This is a genomic window from Stenotrophomonas beteli, assembly GCF_001431665.1.
Classification (GTDB): domain Bacteria; phylum Pseudomonadota; class Gammaproteobacteria; order Xanthomonadales; family Xanthomonadaceae; genus Stenotrophomonas; species Stenotrophomonas beteli.
On the sequence record NZ_LLXV01000050.1, the window covers coordinates 19525 to 36238 of the forward strand.

The following is a 16714-nucleotide window of genomic DNA, read 5'->3' on the forward strand; positions in this document are numbered from 1 at the left end:
CTTCCACCGTTCAGCGTTTCCATTGCGATCGGTCAGAGGCGAGAGGCCAGGCCGATGCAGGACACGCCGTAAACCCATCCATGGGGGCTCGGTCGCGCCATCCATGGCGCTCACGGTCCTGCATCGGCCTGGCCTCTCGCCTCCCCACAATCCCCTGGCCTCGGACGGTAGCGCCGAGCCATGCCCGGCGAGCGTAGCGGCGCTGCTGTTTGCAGCACGTTCGAAACGCCCGCCGGCACACGCCTTTCGTTCCGCCAAAGCACCCGCAGCGCAACATGGGAAATCCGCCCGGCACCCTATAATCCGCGCTTTCCCCCTGATGAGTTCCACCCCGATGGCGCAGCAAACGATGAAGGCCCTGGTCAAGCGCGAAGCGGCCAAGGGCATCTGGCTGGAAGAAGTTCCGGTGCCGACCCCGGGTCCCAACGAGGTCCTGATCAAGCTGGAGAAGACCGCGATCTGCGGCACCGACCTGCATATCTACCTGTGGGATGAGTGGAGCCAGCGCACCATCAAGCCGGGCCTGACCATCGGCCACGAGTTCGTCGGCCGCATCGCCGCGCTCGGCTCGGCGGTGACCGGCTACGAGATCGGCCAGCGTGTCTCGGCCGAAGGCCACATCGTCTGCGGCCACTGCCGCAACTGCCGTGGCGGCCGCCCGCACCTGTGCCCGAACACCGTCGGCATCGGCGTCAACGTCAACGGCGCGTTCGCCGAGTACATGGTGATGCCGGCCAGCAACCTGTGGCCGATCCCCGACCAGATTCCGTCGGAACTGGCCGCCTTCTTCGATCCGTACGGCAACGCCGCGCACTGCGCGCTGGAGTTCGATGTGATCGGCGAAGACGTGCTGATCACCGGCGCCGGCCCGATCGGCATCATCGCTGCGGGCATCTGCAAGCACATCGGTGCACGCAACGTGGTGGTGACCGACGTCAACGACTTCCGCCTGAAGCTGGCCGCCGACATGGGCGCCACCCGCGTGGTCAACGTCGCCAACCAGTCGCTTAAGGACGTGATGAAGGAACTGCACATGGAAGGCTTCGACGTGGGCCTGGAAATGAGCGGCAACCCGCGCGCGTTCAACGACATGCTCGACTGCATGTACCACGGCGGCAAGATCGCCATGCTCGGCATCATGCCCAAGGGCGCCGGCTGCGACTGGGACAAGATCATCTTCAAGGGCCTGACCGTGCAGGGCATCTACGGCCGCAAGATGTACGAGACCTGGTACAAGATGACCCAGCTGGTGCTGTCCGGTTTCCCGCTCGGCAAGGTGATGACCCACCAGCTGCCGATCGACGACTTCCAGAAGGGCTTCGACCTGATGGAAGAAGGCAAGGCCGGCAAGGTGGTACTGAGCTGGAACTGATCCATCGTGCCTTCGGCACGTTGAATCAGTCCGCGCATGTTTCCTTGTCCCCGCGCCGCTATGCCCGCCTCCATGGCGGGCACCCTGCGGGCCGTCGCTTCGCGACGTTGGGAATCGCTCCTGCGATTCCCTGCGGCACGCCCCCGTGAACATCAAGGGGGCTCGCCACCAGTCGGGACCAGGGACGCTGCGGAATCGAGAAAGGCGCCCGATGGGCGCCTTTCTTGGGTGTTGCCGGTCAGCGGCCGGCGCTACCGGTGACGCCTGCGGCGTTAGTTGCCTACGGCCACGGTCAGCAGCACGCGGCTGTGGGCCAGCTTGCCGGAGTTGTCGCGTCCATTGCCGTCGGTCCCGTAGTAGCCCAGGCCGACGTTGAACAGGCCGAACTGGCGGCTGACGCCGACGTTCCAGTCGGTGTAGTCCTTGGCCAGGCCCTTCTCGAAGCTGCTGCGGCCGACGTTGGCATTGAGCGTGAAGTCCTGCGGCAGGCCCCACTCGCCACCAACGCCGTAGTACCAGCCGTCGGTGCCGCTGTTCCACTGGTCGTTGGTGTAGGCCACCGTCAGCTTGTAGGTCTCATCCAGCGTGGTGGTGGTGATCAGCTCGTTGTAGTTCAGGTCGCTGGCACCGAGGTAGGTGTAGCGGTTCAGCAGCACGTCGAAGTTGACGCGCGGGGTGACATCCACGCCGTAACCGATCTGGTAGTCGATCTCGGTGCTCGGGTCGCCAGGCCCGAAGTCCACGCCCGAACCCCAGACACCGGCATACAGGCCGACCGGCGAGGTGTAGGTGAAGCCCGCCTGCAGGGTCGGCTTCTCGTCAGTCTGCGACACACCACGGAACAGGTAGTCCGACACGGCGGTGACGTTCCAGCTGTACGGCGATTCGTTGTCCTGGGCACTGGCCGCGAACGGCGCAAGGGTCAGGGCGGCGGCAATGGCGAGGCAGGCACGGGCGTGCTTCATGGGCGTCTCCGGTGGGGGGCGGTGGCGTGGAAGGCAGATGCGGTAACCGGAGCCAGACAGGGCCGGTTCACGAATTTTTAACCCGTTTGCTATTGCGATGCAACATGTGCCGGCCATGGCGGGGCCGCCGGTCACCCGGTCCGGGGTCACCGATGCCCGGTAGAATCAGCGGTTTCCCGTGCTGAGCCGTGCCCACGCCATGACCGACGCCTCCTCCGCCCTGACCCGCCACTATGCAGAAGAACTGGACGCCATCCGCGCCCAGGGCCTGTTCAAGTCCGAGCGGATCATCACCAGCCCGCAGTCCGCCGAGATCACCCTCGACGATGGCCGCACGGTGCTCAACTTCTGCGCCAACAACTACCTGGGCCTGGCCGACCACCCGGACCTGATCCAGGCGGCCAAGGATGCGCTGGACAGCCACGGCTTCGGCATGGCCTCGGTGCGCTTCATCTGCGGCACCCAGGACCTGCACAAGCAGCTGGAAAAGCAGATCGCCGATTTCTTCGGCAAGCAGGACACCATCCTGTATGCGGCCTGCTTCGATGCCAACGGCGGCCTGTTCGAGCCGCTGCTCGGCGAGAACGACGCGATCATTTCCGACGCACTGAACCACGCCTCGATCATCGACGGCGTGCGCCTGTGCAAGGCCAAGCGCTTCCGCTACGCCAACTGCGACATGGCCGACCTGGAGGCGCAGCTGCAGGCCGCCGATGCCGCCGGCTGCAAGACCAAGCTGATCACCACCGACGGCGTGTTCTCGATGGACGGCTTCATTGCCCCGCTGGACGAGATCACCGCGCTGGCGAAGAAGTACAACGCGCTGGTGCATATCGATGAGTGCCATGCCACCGGCTTCCTCGGCGCCACCGGCCGCGGTTCGGCCGAGGTCAAGGGCGTGCTGGAGAAGATCGACATCATCACCGGCACCCTGGGCAAGGCCATGGGCGGCGCGCTGGGCGGTTTCACCTGCGCCAGCGCCGAGGTGATCGAACTGCTGCGCCAGCGCTCGCGCCCGTACCTGTTCTCCAACTCGCTGCCGCCGCACGTGGTCGCCGCCGGCATCAAGGCGTTCGAGATGCTGGCCGCGGCCGATGACCTGCGCAGCACCCTGGCCGCGAACACCGCCTACTTCCGCGAGAAGATGACCGCAGCCGGTTTCGACGTGAAGCCGGGCGTGCATCCGATCAGCCCGGTGATGCTGTACGACGCCCCGCTGGCGCAGAAGTTCGCCGAGCGCCTGCTGGAAGAAGGCATCTATGCGATCGGCTTCTTCTTCCCGGTGGTGCCCAAGGGCCAGGCGCGCATCCGCACCCAGATCAGCGCAGCGCACAGCCGCGAGCATCTGGATCGCGCGATCGATGCGTTCACCCGCATCGGTGTCGAGCTGGGCGTGATCAAGGGCTGATCACGACCGGGGTCGGATCCCTTTCCTGCGGAGAGGGCTCTGACCCCACCGGTCAAGGCGTGCCGACCAAGGTCGGCACCTACCGGGCGTGAGGGCGTGCCGACCAAGGCCCGCACCTTCCCGGCGTCACTTCTTTTTCTTCTTGCCCTTCGGCTCGTCCTTGCTGGCCACCACCACCGGCTTGGCCGCAGCCTCTGCGTTGCCCTTGGCCACGCGGATGCCGTTGGCCTTCATCCAGGCGTCGAACTGGTCGGCGGTCATCTTCTGGTCGCCGTTGCTCATCATGAAGCGGTAACTGCCGCGACCATCCAGCTCCGGTGTTTTCACTTCCACCACCGGGGCCTCGGCCGGCGCTTCCGCCTTGGCCACCTTCTTGTGGCCGCCACAGGCGGCCAGCAATGCGATCGGCACCAGCAGGCCGGCGCAGCGCAGGGTTCGGTTGAGGGTCAGGTACATGGGCATGCTCCGTTCAAGTAGATCGAAAGCCAGGCGCCCCCTACGCCTGGAACGGTGGCCGGCGGCTGCCGGCCGCGGGCGGTGATCAGCCCGCTGCAGCGGCCCCCAGCCGCTGCTGGTCGCTGACCTGCAGCACCCGCCATTGCCCCTTGCCGAGATCGCCGAGCACCAGCCCGCCGATCGCGACCCGGACCAGGCGCAGCACCTGCAGGTCGAAGGCCGCCAGCAGGCGGCGGATGTGGCGGTTGCGCCCCTCGTCGAGGACCACCTCCAGCCACGCGGTCTTGTCGCCGCTGCGCAGCACGCGCACGGCCTGGGCCACCAGCAACTCGCCTTCGTCCCGCACGCCGGCGTGCAGTGCCGCCAGCGTCGCCTCATCGGGCAGACGGTCGACCTGCACGTGGTAGGTCTTGTCCGGCCCGGTCTGCGGGTCGGTCAGGCGCGCCGCCCACTGCGGGTCATTGCTGAACAGCAGCAACCCTTCACTGGCCTTGTCCAGCCGCCCGACCGGCGCGATCCAGGGCAGGCCGGCACCGTCGAAACAGCGGTAGACAGTGTCGCGCCCACGCTCGTCCTGGGCGGTGGTCACCACCCCGCGCGGCTTGTTGAGCATCAGGTACAGCCGCTGCGGCGCGCCCATCGGCTGGCCGTCGACCTCGATCAGCGGTGCCGGCTGGCCAATCGGGAATTCCGGGTCACGCACGATGCGGCCGGCCACGCGTACGCGGCCATCGGTGATCCAGCGCGCGGCCTCGGTGCGCGAGCAGACACCGGCCTTGGACAGCACACGTGCCAGGCCATGACGGACGCCGCCGGGCACGGCAGCGGACATCGCACGCCCACGCGGTACGCGGGAGCGGGCAGCGGGGGCGGCAGGAGGGCGGCGCGTGCGCAAGCCTCTGCTCCCCGCGCGCCTTACTTCTTCTCGCCCGGCTTGGTCTCAGCCGGAGCTTCGGCGGCGGCAGGCGCAGCGGCCGGTGCCGGACGCGCCTTGACCACACGCACGCCGCGCGCCTTCATCCAGGCGTCGAACTCCTCGGCGGTCATGCGCTTGCCGTTCTGGCTCATGTCAAAGCGCCAGGGCGTGTTGTCGAATTCGGTCTGCGGCTTGTACGCCGCCGGATCGTTCGGCTTCACCGCCGGTGCGCTCGGGATGGCCTTGGCGATGTTCTGGCAGCCATCGATGCGCAGGCGCTGCAGTACCTGGTCCAGCGACTGCGACGGGTCGTAGTTGCTGCTCAGCACGCCGGCCGGCATGCCCAGCTGGTTGCCACGGATGTACAGCTCGTCGGCCACCGGCGCGATGGTCGTGGCCGGCAACGGCAGTGGCGAGGCGCTGGTGCTGACCGAGCAATCGACCGCAGCGTGGGCGGCGGGAACCAGGGCCAGCGCCAGGAAGGCGGCCGATGCAGAGCGCAGCATGAAGGGCATCCAGGAAAGGAAGTGACGCGGCGAGTTTAGCAATGCCGCCACAGCTTTCAAGCGCCACTTTCAATGAATACGGCAACTCATTGGTTTTAAGGGTAAAAACCCGACGAACGGTTACGTCCAGACCCACAGATGCCTGGATTGAGTGCCGCAGAAACAACAAGACCCGGCCGAAGCCGGGTCCTGCTGTGTCCTACGGGCAGAGCGTCAGAACTTAGTTCTGGACGTTCAGCTCGGTACGACGGTTCTTGGCGCGACCTTCCGGGTTGTCCGAACCATCCGGGTTGGTGTTCGGAGCAATCGGACGGCTCTCGCCGTAGCCGATCGGGCCGACCAGGCGACCGGCGTCAACGCCGTTCTTGGTCAGGTAGTTGTACACGGCGGTGGCGCGACGCTCCGACAGCTTCTGGTTGTAAGCGTCGGTACCCTTCGAGTCGGTGTGACCGGCAACTTCAACGCGCAGATCCGGGTAACGCTTCAGGATCTCGGTGGCTTCGCTCAGGATCGCCACGGCGTCCGGACGCAGGTTCGACTTGTCGAAGTCGAAGTTGACGCCCTTCAGGTCGATGGAGACCGGCACCGGGCAACCGTCCGGACCGATGGTCTGACCCGGCTGCGAGTTCGGGCACTTGTCGTCGCAGTTGTTGACGCCGTCACCGTCGTCATCCAGGTCGGCGCAGCTCGGGGCAACCGGAGCCGGAGCCGGAGCAGCCGCGACCGGAGCCGGGCCCAGCGGGATCACGACGCCGACCGAAGCCAGCACGTCGCCGAACCAGCTTTCGTCGCGGGCGGCAACGCTCTGGTCGTCGAAATCAGCGCGGTAGGCCACTTCGGCGCGGACAGCAACGCGCTTGTCGAAGGTGGTCTGCAGGCCGACGCCCAGCTTGGCGGCAACGTTGCCGTCCTTGCGCTCACGCGGACCATTGTTGTCCAGCGCGGCGTACTCTTCTTCCGACTTCTGGTAGCCCAGGCCACCGACGATGTACGGGTTCCAGCCGCGGCCTTCCTTGATGAAGTGGCGACGCAGGTCCAGCGAGATGCCGTACTGCGACCAGTTCAGGTCCTGGTTGCTGTCGAAGTTCGGGTTCTGGTAGTTCAGCTCACCGTCCAGCGACCAGTTCGGGCTGATGAACTTACCCAGGCCCAGGGTCACGAACGGAGCGTCATTGGTCAGACGGTCGCTGTCCTGGAAGTTGAAGCCGGCCGAACCGGTCAGGTACCAGCGGTCATCGAACTCCTGCGCAGAAGCTGCCTGGGCAAAAGCCAGGCCGCCCAGCAGCGCTGCAGTAAGGATCTTCTTGTTCATTGAGTACAGCTCCTATTTCGGGGGTATGAAACCGGTAGAGGCATGGGCCAGCACTACTGCGTCGAAGCTCGACAGCCGATTCAGCACGCCACCGCCGCGAACATTATGCTCAGGCGGGTGAAGGCCATGTTAACAGTCCCGTAACATGTGAAGTGTTGCGCCCAACCGTCCAACGGTCCGACGTTGAAACCCTATACAGGATGATGAAAATCCGCAAGACCCTCACGCTGCAAGGGTTTGACGGGATTTAAGTGCGGAAAACGACATACTGCGCGATACCACGCATCACAGCGTTCAGCGCATTTCGGCAAACGTGAGGAACCTTATGATGAGGGAACGCACCCAGCCGGAGCCGCAATGAAAGCTGTCGCCCTGAGTCGTGAATCCGCCCCCCTCCTGCATGATGTCCATCTGCCCCCGCCGCTGCCGCCGGGTGGCCGCGACCTGCTGATCCGGGTCGAGGCGGTGTCGGTCAATCCGGTCGATGGCAAGCAGCGAGCCGCCACCGACCCGGCCACGCTCGACGTCCCCCGCGTGCTGGGCTGGGACGCTGCCGGCGTGGTCGAGGCGATCGGCGACGAGGTCACCCTGTTCGCCTCCGGTGACGAGGTCTATTACGCCGGCGACGTCACCCGACCGGGCTGCAACGCGCAGTACCAGCGGGTGGATGAACGGCTGGTGGCTCGCAAGCCCACCACGCTGGATTTCGCCGAAGCCGCCGCACTGCCGCTGACCACGCTCACCGCCTGGGAACTGTTGTTCCAGCGCATGCCCCTGCATCTGGATGACCGTCGCCATGCCGGGCAGCACCTGCTGGTGATCGGAGGGGCCGGCGGCGTGGGATCGATCGCGATCCAGCTGGCCCGCCATGCTGGCTTCGAGGTGATCGCCACCGCTTCGCGTGACGCGTCGGTCGACTGGTGCCGGCAGATGGGCGCCCACCACGTGATCGATCATCGGCAGCGCCTGCAACCCCAGCTGCAGGCACTGGGTATCGCCGAGGTGCAGGTGGCACTGAACCTGGCCGACACCGACCACTACTGGGATGAGCTGGGCCAGCTGCTGGCACCGCAGGGCCATGTCGGCCTGATCGTCGAACCCCGCAGCGCGCTGCGGATCGGTGATCCGTACAAGGCCAAGTGCATCGGCATCCACTGGGAGTTCATGTTCGCGCGTGCGCGCTTTGCCACCGCCGACCGCATCGAACAGCACCGCATCCTCAGCCGGGCCGCCAGCATGATCGATGCCGGCCAGCTGCGCGGCACGCTCAGCGAGACGCTGGGCGCGATCAACGCAGCCAACCTCGACATCGCCCATCAGCGCCTGGCCAGCGGACGCACGGTGGGCAAGCTGGCGCTGGCCGGCTGGGAATGACTGACGCTGCGGGATAGAGCCGAGCCCACGCTCGGCGGCTTGCCTGCCGCCACCAGCCGAGCACGGGCTCGGCTCTACACAACAGCCTCTACGCGGTATCGAACGATGCCTGTAGCGGCGGATTGGCGGGCATCTGTATCTATTCTGGGAACCAATTCGGATCTACGGTGGAAACAGATCTTCCTTCCCCGAGCCCGCCATGCCCACCGCCCTGCCCCTGCGCCTGCTGCAACTGATCACTGGCCTGTTCCTGTACGGCTTCGGCGCCTCGCTGATGATCCGTGCGGCGATCGGCGTGGCGCCCTGGGATGTGCTGTCGCAGGGCATCGCCGCGCAGACGCCGCTGTCGTTCGGCCTGGCGACCAACGTGATCGGTGCGCTGGTGCTGCTGTTGTGGTGGCCGCTGCGGCAGAAGCCGGGTGTTGGCACGGTTCTCAATGTGCTGCTGATCGGTCCCTCGGCGCAGTTCGGCCTGTGGCTGCTGCCGCCCGCGGACGGCCTTGGCTGGCAGTTGGCGATGTTCTGCACCGGCATGCTGCTGGTCGCGCTGGCCACTGGGCTGTACATCGGCGCGCGTCTCGGCCCTGGCCCGCGCGATGGCCTGATGACCGGGCTGCATGCCCGCACTGGCTGGCCGATCTGGAAGGTGCGCAGCCTGATCGAAGGCAGCGTGCTGCTGCTGGGCTGGTGGCTGGGCGGCAACGTCGGCCTGGGCACCCTGGCCTTCGCGCTGCTGATCGGCCCGCTGTGCGGCGTCACGCTGGGCTGGTTCGGGATCGGCCGCCCCCCGCTGGCGCCGGCCGCTGCCCGGCAACCGCAATCGCCCTGAGCTGGCCGGCACGCCCCCCCCGCGCCCCTTGCCCCGGCGGCCATTTCCCGGCACGCTTCGCGCTTCCGTACGCAAGCGTATCGATCATGTCGCCAGCCAACGAAAGCGCCTATCCCCACCTGTTCGCCCCGCTGGACCTGGGTTTCACCCAGCTGCGCAACCGCGTATTGATGGGCTCGATGCACACCGGGCTGGAAGACCGCGCCCGTGATTTCCCGCGGCTGGCGGCCTACTTCGCCGAGCGCGCCGAAGGCGGCGTCGGCCTGATCGTCACCGGCGGCTTCGCGCCGAATGTGGTCGGTTGGCTGAAGCCATTCGGCGGCAAGCTGTCCTGGCCCTGGGAAGTTCGCCCGCACCGCCAGCTCACCACCGCCGCGCACCAGCACGGCGCGAAGATCTGCCTGCAGCTGCTGCATGCCGGCCGCTATGCCTACCACCCGCTGTCGGTGGCACCGTCGAAGCTGAAAGCGCCGATCAACCCGTTCACTCCGCGCGCGTTGTCGGCCGGTGGTGTCGAGCGCCACATCGCCGACTATGCACGCAGCGCCAAGCTGGCCCGCGAAGCCGGCTACGACGGCGTGGAAGTGATGGGCTCGGAGGGCTACCTCATCAACGAGTTCATCGCTCCGCGCACCAACAAGCGCACCGATGCCTGGGGCGGTGACGCGCGCCAGCGCATGCGCTTCGCGGTGGAGATCGTACGCCGCATCCGCGAAGCCTGCGGGCCGGACTTCATCATCATCTACCGCCTGTCGCTGGTGGACCTGGTGGAAGACGGCAGCAACTGGGAAGAGATCGTGCAGCAGGCGCAGGCCATCGAGGCCGCCGGTGCGACGATCATCAACTCCGGCATCGGCTGGCACGAAGCGCGCATTCCGACCATCGCCACCTCGGTGCCACGTGCCGCGTTCGCCGGGGTCACCGCCAAGCTCAAGCCGCACGTGAAGGTGCCGCTGGTGGCTACCAACCGCATCAACATGCCCGAGGTCGCCGAGCGCATCCTGGCCGATGGCGGCGCCGACATGGTGTCGCTGGCACGCCCGCTGCTGGCCGACCCGCAGTGGCCGAACAAGGCCCGCGCCGGGCGCGCCGAGGCGATCAACACCTGCATCGCCTGCAACCAGGCCTGCCTGGACCACGTGTTCGAGAACAAGCTGGCCAGCTGCCTGGTCAATCCACGCGCCGCGCACGAGACCGAACTGGTCTATCGCCCCACCCCCGCGCCGAAGAAGGTTGCCGTGGTCGGTGCCGGCCCGGCCGGCCTGGCCTGTGCCACTGTCGCGGCCCAGCGTGGCCACCAGGTCACCCTGTTCGATGCCCACGATGAGATCGGCGGCCAGTTCAACGTGGCCAAGCGCATCCCCGGCAAGGAGGAGTTCCACGAAACCCTGCGCTATTTCCGCCACAAGCTGGCCGAAACCGGCGTGCAGCTGCGCCTGGGCAGCCGCGCCGACGCGGCCAGCCTGGCCGGTTTCGACGAGGTGGTGCTCGCCACCGGCATCACCCCGCGCAAGGTCGACTTCCCCGGCGCCGACCACGCCAAGGTGGTCAGCTACCTGGACGTGCTGCTGGGCCGGGTCGAGGTGGGCGCCACTGCCGCGATCATCGGCGCTGGCGGCATCGGCTTCGACGTCGGCGAATTCCTCAGCCACGCCGGCGAGTCGCCGTCGCTGGACCCGCAGCGCTGGATGGCCGAATGGGGCGTGGACGCCAGCTTCGAGGCACGCGGCTCGCTGAGCCGGCCCGAAGTCGAGCCGTCACCGCGGCGCTTGTGGCTGCTGCAGCGCAGCCCCGGCAAGCCCGGCGCGCGACTGGGCAAGACCACCGGCTGGATCCACCGGGCCACGCTGAAGGCCAAGGGCGTGCGCATGCTCGGTGGCGTCGAGTACCTGGGCGTGGATGACGAAGGCCTGCGCATCCGCGTCGAGGGCAGCGAACAGCTGCTGCCGGTCGACCACGTGGTGGTCTGCGCCGGGCAGGAACCGAACCGCGCGCTGCAGGCCGAACTGCAGGCGGCCGGCATCAACGCGCAGCTGATCGGCGGTGCGGATGTGGCCGCAGAACTCGATGCAAAACGTGCCATCGACCAGGGCAGCCGGGTTGCCGCCGCGCTCTGATGAGCGCCTGAATGGGGGACGGAATGTGATTTCCGTCACCTCTGTCGAACCTGAATGTCAAGCCGGGCGGTTCACGATGCGTTCGGCTATGCCCCCCTACCTTGCGCCATCTTTCCGCTCACCAGCCAGTTTCCGGTGAGCCGGCGCAGCCCCCACGATCGGTACTGGTCGTTTCTTTTGGGGCTGCCCACGGGGCGGCCCCGATGGCCGCCTCCCCATGACGCCAAGTCGTACCCCGCCTCCTGTCGCCCCCGCGGCCGGAACCGGAAGGTGCGGCCCATACGGAGCAAGGAGTTATATGAAACTGGCCTGGATTCTCTGGCTGTCGCAGTTGTTGCCGCAGCCGGCCGCTGATTCACTGTGTCTGAGCACCACCGTGTACCTGGAAGCCCGCGACCAGACCCTGCGAGGCCAACAGGCCGTCGCCGAGGTCGCCCTGCGTCGCCTTGACAGCGGCCTGTGGGGCGACTCGATGTGCCAGGTGGTCACCGCGCGCAAGCAGTTCGCGCCGACCATCGTCTCCCCCGGCACCCAGCTGGGCAACGACGCGGCCTGGAGCGAGGCAATGAACGTGGCCTTCGACGCCGAGCGCAACTGGGCGCTGCCGGCCGGCGAGCGCCGCGAGATCGTGCCCGGTGCCAGCCACTTCGCCGCGTTGTCCATCGCCAGCCCGAACTGGCGCAACGCCTACCAGGTGGCCACCATCGGCGATCACACCTTCTATAAGGTGCAGAACCTCAAGCCGCGGCAGTCGTAACGATCCGTGCTGGCGGCAGCGTTGCCGCCCGCTGGCAGGCTCTGGGATAGTGGGCGTTTCCCGCCCGCATCACCTGGAGTTCCCATGAAGCTGTACAGCAAGCCCGGTGCCTGTTCCACCGCCGACCACATCGCCCTGCAGTGGACCGGCCAGCCGTTCGAGGTCGAACTGCTGAACAAGGACACCCTGAAGGGTCCGGAATTCCTCAAGATCAACCCGGCTGGCGCGGTACCCGCGCTGGTCGATGGCGATTTCGTGCTGCTGCAGAACGCCGCGATCATGGGCTACATCGCCGACAGCTTCCCGCAGGCCGGCCTCGGCGGTGATGGCAGCCCGCGCCAGCGCGCCGAAGCCACCCGCTGGCTGGCCTTCGTCAATTCCGACGTGCATCCGGCGTTCTCGCCGCTGTTCGCGCCGGGCAAGTTCATTGCCGACGAAGGCCAGTACGACGCAATCCGCGCCGCCGCGCACAAGCGCCTGCGTGGCCTGTTCGAGACCGCCGACAAGCAGTTGGCCGACAAGCCCTGGCTGGCCGGCTTCCGCAGCTTCGCCGACCCGTACTTCTACATCACCCTGCGCTGGGCCGCCGGCACCAAGGTCGACCTGTCCGGCCTGGACAACCTGGCCGCCTACAAGGCGCGCATGGACGCCGATGCCGGCGTGCAGGCCGCGCTGAAGGCCGAAGGCCTGGCCTGATCTTGGTCAGGGGTCAGAGCCGTTCGCGTGGCGAACGGATCTGACCCCATCGGCCACCAGGCGGGGTCGGATCCGCCTGCGCAGCAGGCGGCTCCGACCCCTCGATATCATTCGCGCGATCAGCCGATCTGGCGGATCACTTCCCCCTTGGCATCGCGCAGGTAGGTCGGCATCACTTCGATGCGCAGCGCCGCCGCCACCGGGTACATCCCGCGCTCGGCACGCACGCCCGCCAGGGCCTGCAGTCCGGCCTCGTCCAGTGCCCAGCGCGCGCTGTCGGCGGAGACGTCGCCCACCTCACCGCGCCCGGCCGGAATGAATTCCCACTGCCGCTCGCGGCTGACCAGTTCCAGCGATTCGCCGTGGCGCAGGCGCAGGGGCAGCAGCTCGCACACGCTGGCGACCTGGCCGGCCCCCAGCACCAGCGTGGTGATGCCCGCCTCCTGCCGCCAATCCAGTGTCTCGATGAACAACATGCCGGTGCTGGAGCCCTCGCGCTCGCTGCCGGCCTGCACCTGTGCGGCCAGTGCCGGATCTTCCAGCAGGTTGCCGCGATGCAGGTCGCTGATCCACAGCGGCATCGCCGGCTGCAGCGCCTCCAGCACGCCGCGCGTGGACCAGCGCTTGACCGCTTCCATCTCCTCATCGGTCAGTCCGACCAGCTGCAGGAACTGCAGGTGGCCATTGGCGGTGCCGCGTGCCGGCAACTGCGGGTCGGCGATGAACGCCAGATGGCACAGCCGCGTGTCGGTCTCCAGCGCGATCGGGCCGTTGGCATTGAGGTGGTGGCCGTCCTCGAACACATTGCCACTGCCGAACACGTAGCGCGCCAGGTTCTGCAACAGGTTCATCGGCCACACCGGCGGCGTGCTGCCGGCATTCTCACCGGGTTCGGCAGCGAGGCGGAAGGTCAGCTCGAAACCATAACCGCTGGCATCTGCGTCACTGCTCTCCTTGGCGTACAGCTCGGAGAAGCCGTAGGTGATGTAGTGCCAGTGCGGTATCGGCGCATCGGCCCAGTACACACTGATGCCATCGAGCGGATCCTGGCCACCCAGCGTGTACGGAAGCGCAGTGCCGTAGTGACGCGGCTCCTGCCCGGCATACAGCGGCGCCAGCGCCGCATTGATCGCATCCCAGCCAGGGGTGTCGGTGTCGTCGTGGTCGTCCTGCACGCGGGACTCCTTGTGGGGAAGTGAACCGATCACTTTACGCGGTGGCTCAGGCCTGCACGACCTCATCGCCTGCGTTCAGCACGGCCGACTGGGTTTCCTGCCACCAGCGCTGCGCCAATGCCGGGCTGCGCGCCTTGCCCACCGCCGCCAGCAGTTCCGGGCACAGGCGCTCCAGCGCCAGCGCGTCGGTGCAGCGTTCGATCTTCAGCTGCATGAAATAGCCCTTCAGGCCCAGGTGGCGGCGCACCGCCTCGCTCATCGCGTCGTACAACTGCTGGTACAGCGCCGGATCCTGTTCGCGGCCGGTGCTGATACCGCGCGCCGGTGCGGATTCAGCGCTTCCGCCGATCACTTCGATCAGGCCCTGCGCGGCCAGCTGCTCCAGTGCATCCGGTGGTGCGCGCAGGCCTTCGAACAGGCCGCGCAGTTCAGTGTCATCGCGATGGCCATCGACCATCAGCAGGATCGAACGCAGTGCTGCCGGCAGGCGCCGGCTGCGGTCTTCGATTTCCTGACGGCCAGCAGCCGTCTTGGCGTGCAGCAATGCCATTGCCTCCCCCTCCCTCGATGCGCAATGCCGGCGCACCCTTGCGGGCACGCTCCCCTGTGTGCCATCCCCTGACGGGGCGCGCCTTCCCCGGCGCGCGCCGCGTGTTGCAGGTCGATGACAGGCCGAGCTTAGCGCATGTTCTGGACGCGGAGGGTAGTGCCGGCCGCTGGCCGGCAACCCCGGGATTGATGGGGGCGCCGGCCAGCGGCCGGCACTACCCGGTCAGCGGCCCAGCGCGCGACGGATCTCCTCCAGCGCGCCGGGGTCATCCAGGGTCGACAGGTCACCCGGGTCACGCTGCTCGGCCAGCGCCTGCAGGGAGCGCCGCAGCAGCTTGCCGGACCGCGTCTTGGGCAACGCGTTGACCACATGCACGTGCGCCGGGCGTGCCACCGCACCGAGCGAATGGGTCACCGTCGCCATCATCTCGGCCACCACCGGCGCCGGATCCTCGCCATCGAGCCCCTGCTTCAAGGTGACGAACACCAGTGGCACCTGCCCCTTCAGTTCGTCCTTGACTCCGATCACGGCCGCCTCGGCCACGCGCGGATGGCTGGAAATGGCCTCCTCGATCTCGCGCGTGCCCAGGCGATGCCCGGCCACGTTGATCACATCGTCGGTGCGCCCCAGGATGAAGGTGTAACCGTCGTCATCGCGGATCGCCCAGTCCAGCGAGCTGTACAGCAGTTCCTTGAAATGGCTGAAGTAGCTCTGCAGGAAGCGGCTGTCGTCGTTCCACACCGTGCTCATGCAGCCCGGCGGCAACGGCGGCGACACCACCAGCACCCCCTTCTGCCCCGGTGCGACTTCCTCGCCGGTGTTCTCGTCGATCACCTTCATGCGGTAACCCAGATTGGGAAAGCCCGGCGAGCCGAAGCGCACCGGCTTCATCTCCAGGCCCGGCAGCAGGGTCAGCGCCGGCCAACCGGTTTCGGTCTGCCAGTAGTTGTCGATGATCGGCTTGCCAAGCGCTTCGCTGATCCAGTGCGCGGTCGGCTCGTCCAGCGGCTCGCCGGCCAGGAACAGGTACTTCAGCGCGCGCAGGTCGTGGCGATGGATGAAGTCCGCGTCGTGCTTCTTCAGCACACGGATGGCGGTGGGCGAGGAGAACATGGTGCGCACGTTGTACTGCTCGCACAGTGCCCACCAGATGCCCGGGTCCGGATTCGTCGGCAGCCCTTCATACAGCAACGAAGTGCAGCCGCCGATCAGCGGGCCGTACACGTTGTAGGAATGCCCTACCGCCCAGCCGACATCGGAGGTGGAGAACATCACCTGCCCCGGCCTGCAGTCGAACACGGTTTCCATCGACTGCGCCATCGCCACCGCATAGCCGCCGACATCGCGCTGCACGCCCTTCGGCTTGCCGGTGGTGCCGGAGGTGTACAGCAGATAGCTCGGCTCGCTCGCCTCCAGCCACTGCACCGGCACATCGACTTCGCCGATCTGCGCGCGCAGCGTGGCGTAGTCCACATCACGGCCGGGCACCCGCGGTTCGGCCGCGTCCAGCCCGCGCGAGACGATCAGCACGTGCGGCGGCGGTGCACTGGCCTCGGCGCAGGCCGCATCGACCATCGGCTTGTACGGAATCAGCTTGCCGCCGCGCATGCCGGCATCGGCGGCGATCAGCAGTTTCGGTTTCGCATCGTCGATGCGCAGCGCCAGGTTGTGCGCGGCAAAGCCGCCGAACACCACCGAGTGCACCGCACCGATGCGCGCACAGGCCAGCATGGCGAATACCGCCTCGGCCATGTTCGGCATGTAGATCACCACACGGTCACCGTGACCGACGCCGAGGTGCTTGAGCACGGCAGCGAAGTCGTTCACTTCCCGATACAGCTGGCGATAGGTGATCTCGCGGGTGCTGTTGGTCTCGGTGGAAATGGCAACCAGCGCGAGCTGGTCGGCGCGCTCGGCCAGATGGCGGTCGACGGCGTTGTAGCAGAGATTGGTTTCACCGCCGACGAACCAGCGCCGGAACGGCGGGTTGCTGTAGTCGAGTACCTGCTGCGGCGGTTTGTGCCAATGGATGCGCTTGGCTTCCTCGCCCCAGAAGGCCTCCGGCTCGTCGATCGAGCGACGGTAGGTTTCCTCGTAGTTCATGACGCAGCCCTCCCAGACAAAGTCATGGGTTCGAGGATAGTCCGGCGCTGCCGCGCGGGCCGCCCTACCTTGGTAGGGGGTGGGGTTTGTTCTGCAGGGCTGCGCCCTGCACCTGCAGAGGCCGAAGCCGAAGCAACAGCAGAGGCTGGCTTACTGGGGGATGGCGGGGTGGGGCCGG

The 16714-nt window shown here is 67.1% G+C and carries 15 protein-coding genes; 7 read left to right on the top strand and 8 right to left on the bottom strand.

All coding sequences use genetic code 11. From position 1 onward, the window contains the following. Positions 1-349 precede the first annotated feature (349 nt). Entirely contained in the window at positions 350-1372 is a 1023-nt protein-coding gene (gene tdh / locus ARC23_RS13335; RefSeq protein WP_049404249.1) for an L-threonine 3-dehydrogenase, read from the top strand. Positions 1373-1644: 272 nt separating this feature from the next. Here the strand turns inward: tdh and ARC23_RS13340 are convergent, their stop codons facing one another. Further along, positions 1645-2337 carry a TorF family putative porin gene (locus ARC23_RS13340; protein ID WP_057497644.1) on the bottom strand — a complete coding sequence of 231 codons (693 nt, stop codon included), beginning with the start codon at positions 2335-2337 and terminating at the stop codon, positions 1645-1647. A gap of 199 nt (positions 2338-2536) precedes the next feature. Here ARC23_RS13340 and kbl point away from each other — a divergent pair, with 199 nt between their 5' ends. Next, positions 2537-3745 (top strand): glycine C-acetyltransferase, encoded by a 1209-nt coding sequence (gene kbl / locus ARC23_RS13345; protein WP_057497645.1) that lies wholly within the window; start codon positions 2537-2539, stop codon positions 3743-3745. A gap of 126 nt (positions 3746-3871) precedes the next feature. On the opposite strand, the gene ARC23_RS13350 is transcribed toward kbl, so the two are convergent. From ARC23_RS13350 to ARC23_RS13365, 4 genes are all read right to left on the bottom strand, one after another. Then, positions 3872-4201 carry a lipocalin/fatty acid-binding family protein gene (locus ARC23_RS13350; protein WP_057497657.1) on the bottom strand — a complete coding sequence of 110 codons (330 nt, stop codon included), beginning with the start codon at positions 4199-4201 and terminating at the stop codon, positions 3872-3874. Between the two features lie 85 nt (positions 4202-4286). Next, a complete protein-coding gene (locus tag ARC23_RS13355) occupies positions 4287-5033 on the bottom strand; it encodes a pseudouridine synthase (protein ID WP_203226362.1) in 747 nt (248 codons plus the stop codon). An 83-nt stretch (positions 5034-5116) separates the two neighbouring features. Beyond that, a complete protein-coding gene (locus ARC23_RS13360) occupies positions 5117-5623 on the bottom strand; it encodes a hypothetical protein (RefSeq protein ID WP_057497647.1) in 507 nt (168 codons plus the stop codon). 220 nt (positions 5624-5843) lie between these two features. Continuing rightward, positions 5844-6935: an OmpA family protein gene (locus tag ARC23_RS13365; RefSeq protein ID WP_057497648.1), complete on the bottom strand. Its 1092-nt coding sequence runs from the start codon at positions 6933-6935 to the stop codon at positions 5844-5846. 357 nt (positions 6936-7292) lie between these two features. Here ARC23_RS13365 and ARC23_RS13370 point away from each other — a divergent pair, with 357 nt between their 5' ends. The 5 genes from ARC23_RS13370 to ARC23_RS13390 all read left to right on the top strand — a co-directional run bounded on the left by ARC23_RS13370 (position 7293) and on the right by ARC23_RS13390 (position 12708). After that, positions 7293-8309, top strand: coding sequence for a zinc-binding alcohol dehydrogenase family protein (locus ARC23_RS13370; protein ID WP_057497649.1), 1017 nt, complete (start codon positions 7293-7295; stop codon positions 8307-8309). Positions 8310-8508: 199 nt separating this feature from the next. After that, a complete protein-coding gene (gene yczE, locus ARC23_RS13375; RefSeq protein ID WP_057497650.1) occupies positions 8509-9138 on the top strand; it encodes a membrane protein YczE in 630 nt (209 codons plus the stop codon). Between the two features lie 86 nt (positions 9139-9224). Further along, positions 9225-11255 carry an NADPH-dependent 2,4-dienoyl-CoA reductase gene (locus ARC23_RS13380; protein ID WP_057497651.1) on the top strand — a complete coding sequence of 677 codons (2031 nt, stop codon included), beginning with the start codon at positions 9225-9227 and terminating at the stop codon, positions 11253-11255. A 298-nt stretch (positions 11256-11553) separates the two neighbouring features. Further along, entirely contained in the window at positions 11554-12012 is a 459-nt protein-coding gene (locus ARC23_RS13385) for a cell wall hydrolase (protein WP_004154513.1), read from the top strand. A gap of 84 nt (positions 12013-12096) precedes the next feature. After that, on the top strand, positions 12097-12708 hold the full coding sequence (locus ARC23_RS13390; protein ID WP_057497652.1) for a glutathione S-transferase N-terminal domain-containing protein: 612 nt from the start codon (positions 12097-12099) through the stop codon (positions 12706-12708). Between the two features lie 119 nt (positions 12709-12827). On the opposite strand, the gene ARC23_RS13395 is transcribed toward ARC23_RS13390, so the two are convergent. The 3 genes from ARC23_RS13395 to prpE form a co-directional block, all read right to left on the bottom strand. After that, positions 12828-13883, bottom strand: a complete 1056-nt coding sequence (locus ARC23_RS13395) for a suppressor of fused domain protein (protein ID WP_057497653.1) — start codon at positions 13881-13883, stop codon at positions 12828-12830. A 46-nt stretch (positions 13884-13929) separates the two neighbouring features. Further along, positions 13930-14433, bottom strand: a complete 504-nt coding sequence (locus ARC23_RS13400) for a hypothetical protein (RefSeq protein WP_057497654.1) — start codon at positions 14431-14433, stop codon at positions 13930-13932. A gap of 222 nt (positions 14434-14655) precedes the next feature. Next, a complete protein-coding gene (prpE, locus tag ARC23_RS13405; protein ID WP_057497655.1) occupies positions 14656-16536 on the bottom strand; it encodes a propionate--CoA ligase in 1881 nt (626 codons plus the stop codon). Between the last annotated feature and the right edge of the window lie 178 nt (positions 16537-16714).

Excerpts from the sequence above, each read along its gene's own strand:
- tdh (WP_049404249.1), top strand. The coding sequence starts at position 350 with ATGAAGGCCCTGGTCAAGCGCGAAGCGGCCAAGGGCATCTGGCTGGAA.
- ARC23_RS13340 (WP_057497644.1), bottom strand. The coding sequence starts at position 2,337 with ATGAAGCACGCCCGTGCCTGCCTCGCCATTGCCGCCGCCCTGACCCTT.
- kbl (WP_057497645.1), top strand. The coding sequence starts at position 2,537 with ATGACCGACGCCTCCTCCGCCCTGACCCGCCACTATGCAGAAGAACTG.
- ARC23_RS13350 (WP_057497657.1), bottom strand. The coding sequence starts at position 4,201 with ATGTACCTGACCCTCAACCGAACCCTGCGCTGCGCCGGCCTGCTGGTG.
- ARC23_RS13355 (WP_203226362.1), bottom strand. The coding sequence starts at position 5,033 with ATGTCCGCTGCCGTGCCCGGCGGCGTCCGTCATGGCCTGGCACGTGTG.
- ARC23_RS13360 (WP_057497647.1), bottom strand. The coding sequence starts at position 5,623 with ATGCTGCGCTCTGCATCGGCCGCCTTCCTGGCGCTGGCCCTGGTTCCC.
- ARC23_RS13365 (WP_057497648.1), bottom strand. The coding sequence starts at position 6,935 with ATGAACAAGAAGATCCTTACTGCAGCGCTGCTGGGCGGCCTGGCTTTT.
- ARC23_RS13370 (WP_057497649.1), top strand. The coding sequence starts at position 7,293 with ATGAAAGCTGTCGCCCTGAGTCGTGAATCCGCCCCCCTCCTGCATGAT.
- yczE (WP_057497650.1), top strand. The coding sequence starts at position 8,509 with ATGCCCACCGCCCTGCCCCTGCGCCTGCTGCAACTGATCACTGGCCTG.
- ARC23_RS13380 (WP_057497651.1), top strand. The coding sequence starts at position 9,225 with ATGTCGCCAGCCAACGAAAGCGCCTATCCCCACCTGTTCGCCCCGCTG.
- ARC23_RS13385 (WP_004154513.1), top strand. The coding sequence starts at position 11,554 with ATGAAACTGGCCTGGATTCTCTGGCTGTCGCAGTTGTTGCCGCAGCCG.
- ARC23_RS13390 (WP_057497652.1), top strand. The coding sequence starts at position 12,097 with ATGAAGCTGTACAGCAAGCCCGGTGCCTGTTCCACCGCCGACCACATC.
- ARC23_RS13400 (WP_057497654.1), bottom strand. The coding sequence starts at position 14,433 with ATGGCATTGCTGCACGCCAAGACGGCTGCTGGCCGTCAGGAAATCGAA.
- prpE (WP_057497655.1), bottom strand. The coding sequence starts at position 16,536 with ATGAACTACGAGGAAACCTACCGTCGCTCGATCGACGAGCCGGAGGCC.